Source organism: Pedobacter sp. Leaf194, from assembly GCF_001423945.1.
Lineage (GTDB): Bacteria > Bacteroidota > Bacteroidia > Sphingobacteriales > Sphingobacteriaceae > Pedobacter.
On sequence record NZ_LMPU01000003.1, the window covers coordinates 1 to 14,696 of the forward strand.

The window sequence follows — 14,696 nt, forward strand, 5'->3', positions numbered from 1 at the left end:
ACTTAATCTAAAAGGAATGAGCCCGGTTAAATACCGAGCTCATCATATTATTAATTAAATTAAATTTGTCTAACTTTTCGGGTGCACTTCATTTTTAGAAGCCTTTCTATTTTATTATTCGATTAACAATTACTTATCTTTCTTATTGCCACCTCCAAATACAGAGAAATGAACATAACGCTTAGGATTGGCTTTCAAATCAATCATTAACTCGTCAAGGTTTTTAGAAGCGCTATTTAAGTTATTGTACATTTTATCATCATTCAATAATAAACCTAAACTTCCCTTACCGCTTTTGATTCCTGAAATAACGCTTTGCAAATCTGCTATCGCATTGTTGGCGTTATCGAGCGTTTCTTTGAAATTCGCTGCAGCAAATTTATCTGTCACAGTATTTATATTCGTCAATATATCGCTGATTTTCTTGTTATTGTTATTTAGGTTAGCTGTAATTCCTTCAACATTTTTAAAGATAGCTTCGATACGTGCACTTTCAGAACCTACTAATCCGTCAACCTTTTTCGAAGTGGTTTCTAATGATGCTAACGTTCCGGCGATACTATTGAAACTTTTATCAACATTTTTTTGGAAGTTTGGATTAAGTATAGAGTTTACGCTGCTTAAAATAGAGTCCATTTTACCGATGATTAGCTCTGCTTTCTTTTGAACGGGTTGCACCTGCTCCATTAAACCTTTCTCAACATTTGCGTTGAGTGTGAAACCATCTTCGGCCATTTTTTTAGAATTACCTAAAGACATGACGATCGCTTTGCTACCAAGAAGGTCGGTACCTTCCAGCCTTGCTATGCTATTTTCTGGAATTTCGTATTTGCTATTGATGCTTAGTGTTGCCAGAATTGTCCCTCCGGGCTCTAATTGGAGTTTCGCTACCCTTCCGATTTGGTAACCGTTAATCAAAACTGGCTTAGAAACTGTAAGTCCATCAACCCTGGTATATCTGGCAAGTAGTGTAGTTTCACTAGAGAAAATTGAATTTCCTTTTAAAAAGTTGTATCCAATAATTAACAAAGCAATGGCAAATGCAGCTAAAATCCCTACTTTGGTTTCGTTCTTAATCTTCATGAGTGTTTTTATTTAATGGCTACAAGTGCTAAAATTACTAATTAATACTTGCAAGAGCGCTATAGTTTATTTTCGACGGTTAAATATGTAATTACGATTACATAATGTTTACATCGTTAGTTTTGTTTGGTATTTTTTATAAAATTCTAAAATGGTCTACATTTATAATGCCAGTTAATTAACCTCTATATTTTTCTTGTAGGTTTTTATCGCTGCCAAAATGGATGCTGCAATTTCATTCTGCCCTTTTTCAGAATTGATATATCTTTCTTCATCCTTATTTGAGATAAAGCCTACTTCGGTTAAAACTGCAGGCATGCCGCATCGTTGTAATACTAAAACGCCTTGCTCTTTAACGCCGCGACTTAAACGTTCATCTCTGCTGATGTAGCTGTTTTGAATTAATTTTGCAAACTTAATACTTTTATCGCGAAAGGCATTTTTTAATAGCGACAAAAGGATGGAAGAGGCAGGGTTATTTGGATCGTAGCCATCATACTTGCTCTTGTAGTTCTTTTCCAGCTTGATATCCGCATTTTCCCTGATGGCTGCATCCTGTTCTTTCAATCGATGAGAACCTGCCACTAAAGTTTCTACTCCTTTTATGTGTTTGTTTCCAGGTGGCATTGAGTTGCAATGTACAGAGATGAATAAATCTGCGTTTGCATTGTTGGCAATTTCCGCCCTTCGGTACAAATCCACATCTACATCCTTTGTACGGGTATAAATCACCTTAATATCAGGAAGTTCGTCTTTTAGCTTTGCACCAAGTTTTAAAGCCACCTTTAATGAAATATCCTTTTCAGTAGAAAAGCTACCAGAGGCGCCCGGTTTTCTGCCGCCATGCCCTGCATCAATAACAATCGTTTTTATTTTATAGCCTTGAGCTGAGGCTATGTGACTATAGATTAGACCAAGAAAAAGTACTGTTAAGAGCTTACTACTCATTTAGGATGTTTTAGAAGGATGTTTCTGCCAAGCGTTTGTAATTTTTTATTGCTCTGATAATGCCACCTACAATTTCGTTTTGTCCTTCTGGAGAATTCATGTAATCTTCTTCTTCCGGATTACTAACAAAGCCAATTTCGGTAAGCACCGCCGGCATAGATGCCCTTGCCAAAACGGCCAAACTCTTTTCCTGCACGCCTCTGTTAATTCGGCCTGCACTTATATATTCCTGTTGAATCATCGATGCGAACTTCAAACTCCTGTCTCTGTTGGTTTGTTTCATTATCGAAACCATGATATCATTTTCCGGAGTATTGGCGATAAAACCTTCATAGTTCTTTTGGTAATTATCCTCCAGAAACATCGAAGCATTCTCCCTTTTGATAACCTCGTCCTGTTCGTCCATCCGGCCCATACCAGAAACAAAAGTCTCTGTTCCGCGGGTTGATGTACTTTTTGAAGTAACTGTTCTATAAACAGGAACCTTTCTTCCTTTTACTTTTTTGTAATAATCTACCACTCTTGATACCCGAACAGGCATATCATTTAAGTGTATGGAGATGAATAAATCTGCTTTGGCATTATTTGCAATGTTTATTCGCTCGTAAAGAGGAATAAAAACATCGCTTTGCCGGGTGTAAATTATTTTAATATCCTTAATACTATCTTGTAAGGCTTTGCCGAGGTTGAGCGCTGTTTTTAACGCAACATCTTTTTCCCTGGAATATACGCCATGGGTAGCGCCATCTTTACCGCCATGGCCGGCGTCAATTACAATTGTTTTGATTTTATATTCCTGCGCAATTGCCTGATTATCAATTGTATTGAATAGTACTAAACAAATAATAAGTGTTAAAAGGTTTTTAAGATACATCAATGGTATATTTTTCACTAATTTTGAACGTTTTTGATTAAACATTTGTGCAAAAATAACATTCAAATACGAATTTGAAACTTCTTAGCAACTCTATTTTACTATTTTCTGTCATTTTATTAACACTCAACGTTAATAAAGCTAACGCATTTTCGGCATTTTCATTGCAGCAGGTGGTTCAACAAGACACAATCAAGAAGGATACTTCTAAAGTAATAACTAAAAATAACAGCGACCTGGATAAAAAAGTAGAGTACAAAGCCCGGGACTCTGTGAAAATGAGTAAAGATAAAAGCATCATATACATGTATGGTAATGCCCGGGTTACCTATGGCGACTTTGAGTTGGATGCAGACTACATTAGATACGACCAAAAAAACAATATAATTTTCGCCAGCGGAAGAACAGACCCTAAATCGAAGCGATACGTTGGAAAACCGATATTTAAATCTGGCGCTGAAGGCACAGCCATGGCCGATTCACTTTACTATAATTCAGCAACGACCAGGGCAAAGGTTTTTGGTGTTTTCTCTGAACAAGAGGGTGGATTTTTCTCCGGCGGACAAAGTAAAAAACAGGCTGATGATGAGGTGCATATCAAGAATATGATGTACAGTACCTGTAACTTGCCACATCCGCATTTCGGGTTAATGATTAGCAAAGGTATCGCGACAGAAAAAACAATTATCACCGGTCCGGTTTACATGAAAATTGAGGATGTTTCAACGCCCTTTGCCTTACCTTTTGCGTTTTTTCCAAAACAAAACAAACGAACTTCGGGCATTATGTTGCCCACGCCAGGTGAGGATGCTACAAGAGGATTTTTCCTTCAAAATTTTGGATATTACCTTGGCCTAAACGATTACTGGGACGCCAAATTACTGGGTACAATTTATACCAACGGTTCTTACGAAGGCTCTTTGCAAAGTAATTATACGAAAAGATACAAGTTTAACGGCGGTATAAATATCAATTACGCAAGCACGCGAAACGGTATACAGGGATTAGAAGACGTTGGTAAAAACTTCAGGATTGGCTGGAATCATAGTCAGAATCCAAATGCAAGTCCGGGTTCTACATTTACGGCGAGTGTTAATTTGAGCTCCAGTTCTTATTATAAAGCAACAGCCGCCAACGCCACTTATGATCAGCGAGCAATTGCGCAAAACAGTTCGAACAGTAGTATTGCATATTCGAAAGTTTTGGCGGGTGGTTTATTTAATTTCAGTACCGCGTTGAGTGCTACGCAGGATTTTAGTGCCGGAACTATTGCCTTACAGCTACCAACATTAAACCTTAACATGTCTACCATCAGTCCGTTCGATTCTAAAAACCGTACCGGCGAGCAAAAATGGTATCAGAAACTTACCGTGGGTTATAGCTTAATCGCAAATAACAACATCAATACTGTAGATAGTATATTGTTTAAACCTGCCGGATTAAGAAAACTGCAAACAGGATTTAATCATACAATTCCACTTGGAATAAACTTTACGCTGTTAAAATATTTAACTTTTAGCATGGGTGGAACCTATAATGAAGTTTGGAATTTTCAAAGTATTCAGAAAAGATACACCGCATTTACTGATGGTTCGTATACATCGAGATTAGATACCATTAGTGGTTTTAAACGCGGTGGAAGTTACAATCTATCAACAAGCATGTCGACAAAAATTTATGGTAAAACCAAAGAATTCAAAAATCTAGGGAACATAAAGCAGTTGAGGCATGTGATGACACCATCCGTTAGCTTTACCTACTCGCCAGATTTTACAGACCCGTCAAACGGCGTTTATAAGTATGCCGAAGCAACAGACGCAAACGGAAGAAAGGTTAATTTATTAGACGCTTCCGGCAATCCATTGAAATACTCGATATTTGAAGGGATGGCTTTTCCGGGGTCTTTTTCTGGCAGGCAGGCTGCGATAGGTTTTACATTAGATAACACGACAGAACTTAAAGTTCGTTCGAAAAAAGACACTACAGGCACTGGCGAAAGGAAAATTCCGATAATTCAGGGTCTAACTTTTAATGGGTCATACAATTTTTTAGCTACAAGGCGAAAACTTTCAGACATTAGCTTTAGTGGTCGTTCACAATTCACCGATAAGTTGGGCATCTCCTACAATGGAACATTTAATCCGTACGTACTTCGGGATACCATCAGCAACGGAATCAGATCAAAAGTAGAAATCGACCGTTATTTTTGGCAGGATAAACGCGTACTTCCAAGGTTACAGAATATTGGTTTCTCTTTTGATTACAATTTCAATGCAGATGCTCTTAAAAAGAAAAATGCAGCCTACGATAAAACCAAAGAACAGATTGAAAAGCAGGGAATGACTCCATTACAATCGGAGCAATTAAATGCAGTTAACCGCGATCCGAATGCTTTCGTTGACTTTAACATCCCATGGAACTTTGCATTTTCTTATAGATTCGATTATTCAAACATTTTGGGCGTTCAAACCGTTACCAATACATTAAACTTCAATGGCGATTTTAACTTAACGCCAAAATGGAAGTTTACTTTCAACTCTGGGTATGACTTTAAGAATCAAGGATTAACGCCTATGACTTTGGCAATTTATCGCGATTTACATTGCTGGGATATGAGTGTGAACTGGATTCCATATGGTGCCTATAAGAGTTATTCAGTTACTATAAAAGTTAAAGCATCAATATTGCAGGATTTGAAATTGAGTAAAAGACAAGGGTTTTACAGTACAGGATATTAATATGTTAGCCGAAATCATAACCATTGGTGATGAAATTCTCATTGGCCAAATCGTAGATACCAATTCAGCCTGGATGGCTAAGCAACTTAACGCTATCGGTGTTTCTGTAAAGCAAATCACCTCAGTTTCTGATAATGAAGATCACATTATACAAAGCCTCGCCGACGCAGAAAAACGGGCAGATATCATTTTCATTACGGGTGGTTTGGGGCCCACCAAAGATGACATTACCAAAAAGACTTTAGCGAAGTATTTCAATATGGGTTTTCGAAGAGATGAAGGGGCTTTGGAAATGGTTCGTCAAATTTTTGAAAAATACAAGCGACCGTTAATCGATATAAATATGCAACAGGCAGATGTTCCCGATGGTTGCGAAGTAATTGTAAACAAAAATGGAACTGCACCTTGTATGTGGTTTGAGCAGAACGGAAAGATTTTCGTTTCAATGCCTGGTGTTCCTTACGAGATGATGTATTTAATGGATGACGAGATTTTGCCGAGAATAAAGGCGAAATTCAAATTGCCTTCCATTATTCATAAAACCATTCTTACAGCAAATATTGGAGAGTCTTTTTTAGCCAAAGAGATCGAAGAAATTGAAGATGGTTTACCACGGCACATAAAACTTGCTTACTTGCCAAAATTGGGCCAGGTACGCTTACGCCTTTCGGCTACCGGCGAAAATGAGGCCTTGCTAAAAAATGAAGTAGATAATGCCGCAAAGCTTATTATCGAAAAAATTAAAAAGTTCGTTGTTGTTGATGATGATATTCCACTTGAAAAAGCGGTTTTGAATCTGATGAAAGAAAAAGGATTAACCTTATCTACAGCCGAAAGTTGTACCGGTGGCTATATTGCGCACCTGATTACGCAGCATCCCGGTTGTTCGTCGGTTTACTGGGGCGGGGCAGTCGCTTACGCTTATGAACTGAAAGAATCCATTTTAGGGGTAAAGATAAGCACACTTAACACATTCGGTGCAGTTAGCGAAGAAACCGTTCTTGAGATGGCAGAAGGTGCTATCCTGCATTTTAAAACTGATTATGCAATCGCGGTAAGCGGTATTGCAGGACCGGATGGCGGAACAGGAGATAAGCCGGTAGGCACTGTTTGGATTGCCATTGCCTCTAAAAATAAAAGTTTAGCTAAAGTGTTTAATTTCAGCAACAAACGCATTCAAAACATTGAAAGATCTGCCGTTTCCGCTTTGGTGATGTTATTAAATCTACTAAAAGAAGACCAACACAAAGAATAAAAACTGTATTTTTGTCGCTATACCAATATATAATACTGTAATTTAATATGGCTCAATACGAATTATTGTTACCAAAAATGGGTGAAAGTGTTGCTGAAGCAACCGTAATTAAATGGGTTAAACAAATTGGAGACACTATTGATTTAGATGACACCGTGTTGGAAATCGCAACCGATAAAGTCGATTCTGAAGTTCCATCTCCTGTTGCGGGTAAATTGGTAAAGCAGTTATTCGCTGCTGATGAGGTAGCACAGGTTGGAGATGTAATCGCAATTATTGAAACCGAAAGTAAAGCTTCTCCCGAAGAAAAAGAACCTGCAGCTGCCGTTACGGAGGGGAAAGAGGAGACAATACCAGGTCTGGAACAACTTCCTGAAGAAAAACCGGCTGAAGTACAAGCAGATTTTAGCTCAACCGACCGTTTTTATTCTCCATTAGTTAAAAGCATTGCATCACAAGAAAATATTTCTGTCCAGGAGCTTGATTCCATCAAGGGTTCGGGTGCAGATGGTCGTTTAAATAAAGACGATTTACTGAGTTACATTGCAAATAGAACTGGCAACAAGATAAATGCTGCCCCAGCAGAAGCGACACCTCAACAACAACCGGTTGCAGAAGTAAAGACTTCGCCCGCACCAGCTGCAGTGCCGAGTAAAACATCTACCACATCAGTTTCTGGTGGTGATGAAATTATTGAGATGGACAGAATGCGTAAGCTTATCGCCGACCACATGGTGATGAGTAAAACCACTTCTCCGCATGTAACCTCTTTTGTAGAGGCTGACGTGACGAATATGGTTTTATGGCGCAACAAGGTAAAAAACACCTTCGAAAAACGCGAAAATGAGAAAATCACTTTTACACCAATTTTTGTTGAAGCGGTTGCGAAAGCAATTAAAGATTTCCCGATGATTAATGTGTCCGTTAATGGAACACAAATTATTAAGAAACGCGACATTAATATTGGTATGGCTGCTGCTTTACCAAGTGGTAACCTAATTGTTCCAGTTATAAAGAATGCAGATCAGCTTAATCTGGTTGGTTTAACTAAAGCTGTCAACGATTTAGCGGTTAGAGCACGTACCTCTAAACTTAAACCAGACGAAACACAAGGCGGCACTTTTACATTAACAAACGTTGGCTCGTTCGGGAACGTAATGGGAACACCAATTATTAACCAGCCACAAGTTGCTATTCTGGCTGTTGGCTCAATTAAAAAGAAGCCTGCAGTTTTAGAAACTGAACATGGAGATGTAATCGCAATCCGCCACATGATGTTCCTGTCCTTATCTTACGACCATAGGGTAGTTGATGGCTCGTTGGGTGGAATGTTTGTTCGCAGAGTGGCAGATTACCTGGAAAACTGGGATTTTAACAGAGAAATTTAGATATTTATTAAATACGTGAAGTCAGGTTCTACAAAGCCTGACTTCCTTTTTTAAAACCATAACGCTTGCAATCTGTTTCTAAAGAAATATAAATCATGGCTAAGTTTTCTGAATTAATAAACGGTGAGAAACCTGTTTTAGTAGATTTTTTCGCAGAGTGGTGTGGCCCCTGTAAAATGATGAAGCCAATTTTGGAACAACTGAAATCGCAGGTTGGCGATACGGTCTCCATTATCAAAGTGGATATTGATAAAAATCAGGCTGCCGCATCGGCCTACAGCGTTCAAAGTGTGCCAACTTTAATGTTGTTTAAGCAAGGCAAACAAGTTTGGCGCCAAAGCGGTGTTTTACAAGCAGCCCAGCTGAAACAAATCATCGATTCGCACGCCTAATTAAACTTGCAAAACATTGTTAGGCGTTACCGCAAAGATGTGTTCGTTTGTTTTAGGATATATATTGTACAAGCCAGTAAACGTACTAAACGCGGGTAAAACTGCGTACTCTTTTCCAAAATAGAAGCAAGGAAACTTTAAACGCTGCTTTGCCTTGCCCACAATTGTAACGCCAGGATGAATGTGGCCACTTATCGGATATAGTTCTTCTTCTGTACATTTCGGCGCATCATGAATGAAGCAGAATGGGCCAAGACAGAAACTTGGTTCGTGGATTTCAATTTGCATTGAACTGTAATCTGCATTTGCCAGCCGATCGTGATTCCCTTTTACCAATAATAATTTCAATTCATTAAACTGCCTTCTCCAGGACCCAAATTCATCAATGTCGGTATTTAGGCCATGATGAAACATGTCGCCATTGATTAACAAGGTTTGTGGCTTGTATTTTTCGATAAGTAGGGTTAGGCGTTGTAAATCGTTTTGTGCAATTGTAGAAGGCACCTGAACGCCTGCTGAACGGAAATGGGCAGATTTACCCAAATGCAGATCGCTAATTGCTAATAATTGATGTTTTGGTAGGTATAAAGCCCTTTCCTTGTCTAAAATCAGTTCTTCCCCGTGGCTTGTAATCGTCATTAACCAGTTTATTTACATGCAATCCGTCCATTCTATGGATAGGATTATTTATTTAACTTTCTCCGATTCGGCTTTCATTCTCGTGATTCGTTGCTCGAGCTCTTCCGAACTCATGTTTTCCCTCAAGCTATCAACCTTAATCGGAAAAGACAACGGCGTAAAACTCTTAGGGTTAGTAATAATTACCGCACCATTTTGAATCCGCTCCAAAGCTGTAGCCAATCTGGGTTCTTCCAGTTGTTGGTAAAACACTTCATCGTAAGCTTGCCGCAAAAGTAAATTATGTTTGTCGTAATCACTAAAAACATTAAAAAACAAACCTGCAGATGACTGCAGATGCTTATTTGCAACATATTTTCCGGGATAACCCTGAAAAACCAAACCAGAAATACACGCAATATCCCGAAATTTTCTTCGGGCCATCTCTGTAGAGTTAATACTTAGCGTAATATCTTCCGTGAGATTTTTTGGCGAGAAAACCTCATAGGCAATGGATTCATCCATCGGAATTTCAGTGTCGCTAAGCAATTCGAAACCATAGTCGTTCATGGCGATAGAAAAACTAATTGGTAAAAGTTTACTCAATCGAAATGCAACCAATGCAGCTAAAACCTCGTGCACCAGGCGCCCTTCAAAAGGGTAGGCAAAAAGGTGAAAACCTTCTTTATTATTGATCAATTCAATTAATAATTCATCGTTTCTGGGTACATGGGAACGTTCTTCTTGCAGGAGAAACAGAGGGTAAACAGAATCCAGCTCTTCATCCTGATGGGTTTTATCTAAAGCTTCATTATATTTTTTACGCAGTACCGAACCCAAGTTAGAAGATAATGGCAGGCGGCCACCATTCCAACTCGGCGAAATTGCATTTTTCTGCTTGCTCACGCGAACAATTACAGTCATATCCTTAACGTGAACAAATTCCAAAACCCTGCCAGCCAAACGGAAATTATCACCTGCTTTTAAACGGGTAACAAAGTATTCTTCTACCATGCCGATGTAGCCGCCAGACAGGAATTTCACCTTCAGCATTGCGTCGCTAACAATAGTGCCGATATGTAAACGGTGGCGCATGGCGAGTTGCCGGCTTTTTACTTTCCACAACCCATCTTCATCTTTTGTTACTTTTTTAAATTCGTTGTAAGCGCCTAAACTGTCGCCGCCAGAAGTAATAAACTGCATAACCCAGGTCCACTCTTCAGGTAAAATTAATTTAAAAGCATGTGTGTTTTTGATTTCTTCGTAGATGATTTTGTCGTCGAAGCCGTCGCCAATGGCCAGCGTTACCAAGTATTGGACAAGTGTATCAAACACCATAATAAAAGGTTCTCTGCTTTCGATATTATTTGTTTTGGCGGCCTCTTTTATTGCTGCTGCCTCTACAAGCTCTAAAGCGTGCGTTGGCAAAAAATATATTTTTGATACCTCATGTGGTGAGTGGCCGGAACGCCCTGCACGCTGTAAAAACCTGGCTACACCTTTTGGCGAACCTACTTGTACAACGGTATCAACAGGTTTGAAATCTACCCCCAAATCTAAGGATGAAGTAGCAATTACAGCCTTTAACTGCCCCGTATGCAAGGCATCTTCAATCCAATTGCGCAATTCAAAGTCTATCGACCCATGATGAATTGCAATCCTGCCGGCAAGTTCGGGATCTAGATTAAGCAGATGCTGATACCACATTTCTGACTGGCCACGGGTATTAATAAATATTAAGGTCGTCTTACTTTTCTCAATAATTGGCAGCAATTTATAGGCTAGTTTCAATCCCAAATGCCCGGCCCAGGGTAAAGTTTCAATATCATCGGGTAGGATAGATTTGATGACGATTTTCTTTTCCAGGTCTGCCTTTATAATAATTCGCCGAGCGTTAAAATCTGGTTCAAGAACATCAAGCGCTTCCTCAATATTTCCAATAGTAGCCGAAATTCCCCAAACACGTAGGAATTGATTTTTTTCAGTTTTTTGCAAACCCTTAATCCTGGAAATTGCAAGCTCGACCAAAACGCCGCGTTTACTACCTAAAAGTTCATGCCACTCATCGGCAACCACACATTTTAAATTTTTAAACAATGTTGATGAACCTTTTTGGGCAAGTAAAAGATGCAAACTTTCGGGAGTAATCAGTAAAATTTCAGGCATCGATTTCTTTTGCTGTACTTTTTCAGCTTGAGAAGTATCTCCGTTTCTCACACCCACATGCCAATCAAGTTCCAGTTCGGTAAGTGTTTCCCGCATGGCCCTGGCAATGTCTTTTGCAAGTGAGCGGAGTGGCGTAATCCAGATTAGCTGCAAGCGGTCTTTCGCTTTTTTATTACTCGCCTCGGATGCATTTATGGCCTCAATGGCAACTGCCAGAAACAAAGAAAATGTTTTCCCGAAGCCTGTTGGTGCATTTACCAATCCGCTGTAACCGTTAAGGTAGTTTTGCCAGGCATCTTCTTGGAATTTGAACGGCTTGCGACCATTGGCTTTAAGCCATTGCTTAATTTTTTTGTAGCCTTTGGTTTTTGTTTGGTCCATGTTTTAAACTCATTTGCCTGACGGCTAATTTATTATAGTAATTCGGGGTTTAAAAATCAAAATTCTACACACGAGCTTTAGCTTTGCTTTGAGCTTCGACTTATGTAGTGTTTATAATGTTGATGCGAGCAATTGCCTCAAATCTTCCAATGTATTAATTTCGGCAGCCTTTTTATCTTTTCGCCAGCGTAAAATTCTCGGAAAGCGAAGCGCCAATCCTGCTTTGTGGCGTTTACTTTCCGCGATTCCTTCAAAAGCAATTTCGAAAACAAGTTCGGGTTTTACGGTTCTAACCGGGCCAAATTTTTCGATGGCATTTTTAGTTACGAATGAGTTAACCTCTTTGATCTCCTTATCCGTTAAACCAGAATATGCTTTTGCAATGGTAACTAAATTTTCGCCATCGCGAACTGCAAAAGTATAGTCGGTAAAGAAATTCGCTCTCCTGCCACTACCTTTTTGGGCGTAAATCATTACGGCATCAACCGTATAAGGATTAATTTTCCATTTCCACCAATCGCCTCGTTTACGCCCGCTGTGGTAATGCGAACTCATTTTTTTGAGCATTATGCCCTCGCTGTTTATCGAACGCGATGTTTGCCTTAATTCAGCCAGTTCTGCCCAGGTGTTACAATTTATAATCGGCGATAAAATTACCGGGCTTTCCTCTAGGCCGCCTATCGTCGGCTCTAATATTTTACGTCGCTCACTCAAAGGTTTTTCCCTGATATCTTCAGTCTCGAATTCTAAAATATCGTAAACAAAGAAACCAATTGGCGCATCTTCCAACTGTTTTTTGCTTATAGATTTTCGGTTTAAGCGTTGCTGCAAGGTACTGAAAGATAGAACCTGCTTATCCTGAACGGCTAATATTTCGCCATCTAGAACAATCCCATCAGGTAAAACTTCGCTCAAAAAGTGAAGTTCTGGGAATTGATCAGTCACCAACTCTTCGCCCCGGCTCCAGATAAACAGTTCTCCGTTACGTTTAACGATTTGTCCGCGGATGCCATCCCATTTCCATTCTGCCTGCCAATCTGCAATATCGCCTAATGTCTCCGGTTCGTTTTCCAATGCATACGCAAGGCAAAAAGGGTAGGGCCATGAGTTATCTGTGTTTACGTGTATTCCGTTAATCAGTTCATTAAAGGTGATTTCGTAGGGATTCCATTTACCCATAATGCTGTGCATTATCTGCGCACTATCCAAACTGCTTTGTTTAGCCAAAGCGTTTACAAGCATTTTATTAGAAACCCCAATCCGGAAATTTCCTGAAATCAATTTATTGAAAATGAACCTTTCCTGAGTTTCTAGTGTGTTCCATGCGTTTAAGATGAAGCTCTTTTTGGTTTCATCGTCTTTGCCCTCTAAGTGATGTAAGTCCTCAATCCATTGGTGTAATTGTAAATCGGAAGTATTTTCGGCAGGCGGCAGGAGTAATGCAATGGTTTCACTTAAATCGCCAACATTAGAATAGCTTTCCGAAAATAACCATTCGGGCGTTTGCGTAATCTCGATTGCCCAATATTTTATCAGCGCTGATTTTATTGGCCGGCGGGGCTTTTTACCGGTAAACAAGGCAACTACCCAAATCTTATCTCTATCGTCAGCAAAGTTGAAATAATCAACCAAAGCCGCAATTTTATCGTTTGTTTTGTTACTCAGTTCGAGCTGCTGGATTAATTTGGCGAAACGTTTCATTCTGATTTTTGATTTTTGGTTTCAGAATTATTGGTTTCAGTATCTGCTAAATCCACTTTATTTTCTTCATCGTCTTCCTGCCCAAACTTAGTCATTACTTCTTCCGACTCTATGCCTTCATCATTTAGAAAACGACTAAATGCGGCCGTAAAGCCGTGTGTAACATATACTTTTTGGGCACCAGTTGCGGTTATAGCATCCATTAATCCTGTCCAGTCGGCATGGTCGCTTAAGGCAAAGCCTGCATCGGCGCTTTGCCAGCGGCGGTGTGCCCTAACCTGCATCCAACCAGAACAAATTCCCGTTACCGGATGCGATAAATTTTTAATCCAACGACTATCACGCATAGCTGGTGGCACAATTACAATTCCTTTTTGCAGTTCATCCTTAGTGGTTTCCGGGGTAATCCTGATGGCTTCGGGTAGCTTTACTCCGGCATTTATAATTACCTCATTTAGGTTGGCAATGCTATTGTGCACGTAAATTGGAACATCGCCGGCAAGATTTTTAATCAAGCGTTGTGCTTTACCCAAACTATAGGCAATTAGCACGCTCGTTTTTTGTTGTGGAATGTTATCGTTAACCCAGCTTTTAATTTTATCGAAAACGATATCCTGCTTTTGCCATTTATACACAGGCAAGCCAAAGGTGCTTTCTGATACGAATGAATGGCATTTTACAGGCTCGAAAACATCACTAATACCATCATCTTCTGTTTTGTAATCGCCAGAGATAACGCACACTTCGCCTTTATATTCCAGCCTTACCTGTGCTGAACCGATGATGTGGCCAGCCGGATAAAATGAAATGTTTACGCCATTACGAACAATACTTTCGCCATAATTTAATGTTTCAACATCTAAATCCTCGCTAATACGGCGTTTAATTATTGGTTTTGTTAAAGTATGGCAGAGATAATGTTTATTACCAAAGCGTACATGGTCGCTATGTCCATGTGTGGTTACCGCATAATCCACAGGCCACCATGGGTCCACATAGAAATCGCCTTGCTTACAGTAAATGCCTCTTTTAGTAAATTCGATTAATGCCATGAGTAGTAAACAATAAACTTAGGTTTAAGTTTTACGGTAATATCGGGTAATTACACGATAATCTTAAATATCGGCTAATTACCCGATAAATTGAATTATC

11 protein-coding genes are annotated in these 14,696 nt (G+C 39.5%); 4 read left to right on the forward strand and 7 right to left on the reverse strand.

Annotation, left to right across the window (positions count from 1 at the left end; genetic code table 11):
* Window positions 1-129: 129 nt before the first annotated feature.
* From ASG14_RS06930 to ASG14_RS06940, 3 genes are all read right to left on the reverse strand, one after another.
* Window positions 130-1,083: an MlaD family protein gene (locus tag ASG14_RS06930; RefSeq protein WP_056870350.1), complete on the reverse strand. Its 954-nt coding sequence runs from the start codon at window positions 1,081-1,083 to the stop codon at window positions 130-132.
* A 174-nt stretch (window positions 1,084-1,257) separates the two neighbouring features.
* Window positions 1,258-2,031, reverse strand: coding sequence for an N-acetylmuramoyl-L-alanine amidase (locus ASG14_RS06935; RefSeq protein ID WP_056870351.1), 774 nt, complete (start codon window positions 2,029-2,031; stop codon window positions 1,258-1,260).
* Window positions 2,032-2,041: 10 nt separating this feature from the next.
* A complete protein-coding gene (locus ASG14_RS06940) occupies window positions 2,042-2,905 on the reverse strand; it encodes an N-acetylmuramoyl-L-alanine amidase (RefSeq protein ID WP_056870398.1) in 864 nt (287 codons plus the stop codon).
* 74 nt (window positions 2,906-2,979) lie between these two features.
* Here ASG14_RS06940 and ASG14_RS06945 point away from each other — a divergent pair, with 74 nt between their 5' ends.
* The 4 genes from ASG14_RS06945 (at window position 2,980) to trxA (ending at window position 8,678) form a co-directional block, all read left to right on the forward strand.
* Entirely contained in the window at window positions 2,980-5,643 is a 2,664-nt protein-coding gene (locus tag ASG14_RS06945; RefSeq protein WP_056870352.1) for a putative LPS assembly protein LptD, read from the forward strand.
* A 1-nt stretch (window position 5,644) separates the two neighbouring features.
* Window positions 5,645-6,898, forward strand: a complete 1,254-nt coding sequence (locus ASG14_RS06950; RefSeq protein WP_056870353.1) for a competence/damage-inducible protein A — start codon at window positions 5,645-5,647, stop codon at window positions 6,896-6,898.
* A gap of 47 nt (window positions 6,899-6,945) precedes the next feature.
* Window positions 6,946-8,286: a dihydrolipoamide acetyltransferase family protein gene (locus ASG14_RS06955; protein WP_056870354.1), complete on the forward strand. Its 1,341-nt coding sequence runs from the start codon at window positions 6,946-6,948 to the stop codon at window positions 8,284-8,286.
* 95 nt (window positions 8,287-8,381) lie between these two features.
* Window positions 8,382-8,678, forward strand: a complete 297-nt coding sequence (trxA, locus tag ASG14_RS06960) for a thioredoxin (protein WP_056870355.1) — start codon at window positions 8,382-8,384, stop codon at window positions 8,676-8,678.
* Here the strand turns inward: trxA and pdeM are convergent, their stop codons facing one another.
* From pdeM to ASG14_RS06980, 4 genes are all read right to left on the reverse strand, one after another.
* On the reverse strand, window positions 8,679-9,317 hold the full coding sequence (gene pdeM, locus ASG14_RS06965) for a ligase-associated DNA damage response endonuclease PdeM (protein WP_056870356.1): 639 nt from the start codon (window positions 9,315-9,317) through the stop codon (window positions 8,679-8,681).
* Window positions 9,318-9,365: 48 nt separating this feature from the next.
* Window positions 9,366-11,843 (reverse strand): ligase-associated DNA damage response DEXH box helicase, encoded by a 2,478-nt coding sequence (locus tag ASG14_RS06970; RefSeq protein ID WP_056870357.1) that lies wholly within the window; start codon window positions 11,841-11,843, stop codon window positions 9,366-9,368.
* Window positions 11,844-11,954: 111 nt separating this feature from the next.
* Window positions 11,955-13,544, reverse strand: a complete 1,590-nt coding sequence (locus ASG14_RS06975) for an ATP-dependent DNA ligase (protein WP_056870358.1) — start codon at window positions 13,542-13,544, stop codon at window positions 11,955-11,957.
* Complete coding sequence (locus tag ASG14_RS06980; RefSeq protein WP_056870359.1) at window positions 13,541-14,596, reverse strand: ligase-associated DNA damage response exonuclease; 1,056 nt, start codon at window positions 14,594-14,596, stop codon at window positions 13,541-13,543. The genes ASG14_RS06975 and ASG14_RS06980 overlap by 4 nt, the downstream gene beginning before the upstream one ends.
* Window positions 14,597-14,696: the final 100 nt, after the last annotated feature.

What these genes read in the sequence shown, in the direction of transcription:
- ASG14_RS06980 (WP_056870359.1), bottom strand. Translation starts at nt 14,596, where the DNA reads ATGGCATTAATCGAATTTACTAAAAGAGGCATTTACTGTAAGCAAGGC.
- ASG14_RS06930 (WP_056870350.1), bottom strand. Translation starts at nt 1,083, where the DNA reads ATGAAGATTAAGAACGAAACCAAAGTAGGGATTTTAGCTGCATTTGCC.
- trxA (WP_056870355.1), top strand. Translation starts at nt 8,382, where the DNA reads ATGGCTAAGTTTTCTGAATTAATAAACGGTGAGAAACCTGTTTTAGTA.
- ASG14_RS06950 (WP_056870353.1), top strand. Translation starts at nt 5,645, where the DNA reads ATGTTAGCCGAAATCATAACCATTGGTGATGAAATTCTCATTGGCCAA.
- ASG14_RS06940 (WP_056870398.1), bottom strand. Translation starts at nt 2,905, where the DNA reads ATGTATCTTAAAAACCTTTTAACACTTATTATTTGTTTAGTACTATTC.
- ASG14_RS06970 (WP_056870357.1), bottom strand. Translation starts at nt 11,843, where the DNA reads ATGGACCAAACAAAAACCAAAGGCTACAAAAAAATTAAGCAATGGCTT.
- pdeM (WP_056870356.1), bottom strand. Translation starts at nt 9,317, where the DNA reads ATGACGATTACAAGCCACGGGGAAGAACTGATTTTAGACAAGGAAAGG.
- ASG14_RS06935 (WP_056870351.1), bottom strand. Translation starts at nt 2,031, where the DNA reads ATGAGTAGTAAGCTCTTAACAGTACTTTTTCTTGGTCTAATCTATAGT.
- ASG14_RS06955 (WP_056870354.1), top strand. Translation starts at nt 6,946, where the DNA reads ATGGCTCAATACGAATTATTGTTACCAAAAATGGGTGAAAGTGTTGCT.
- ASG14_RS06975 (WP_056870358.1), bottom strand. Translation starts at nt 13,544, where the DNA reads ATGAAACGTTTCGCCAAATTAATCCAGCAGCTCGAACTGAGTAACAAA.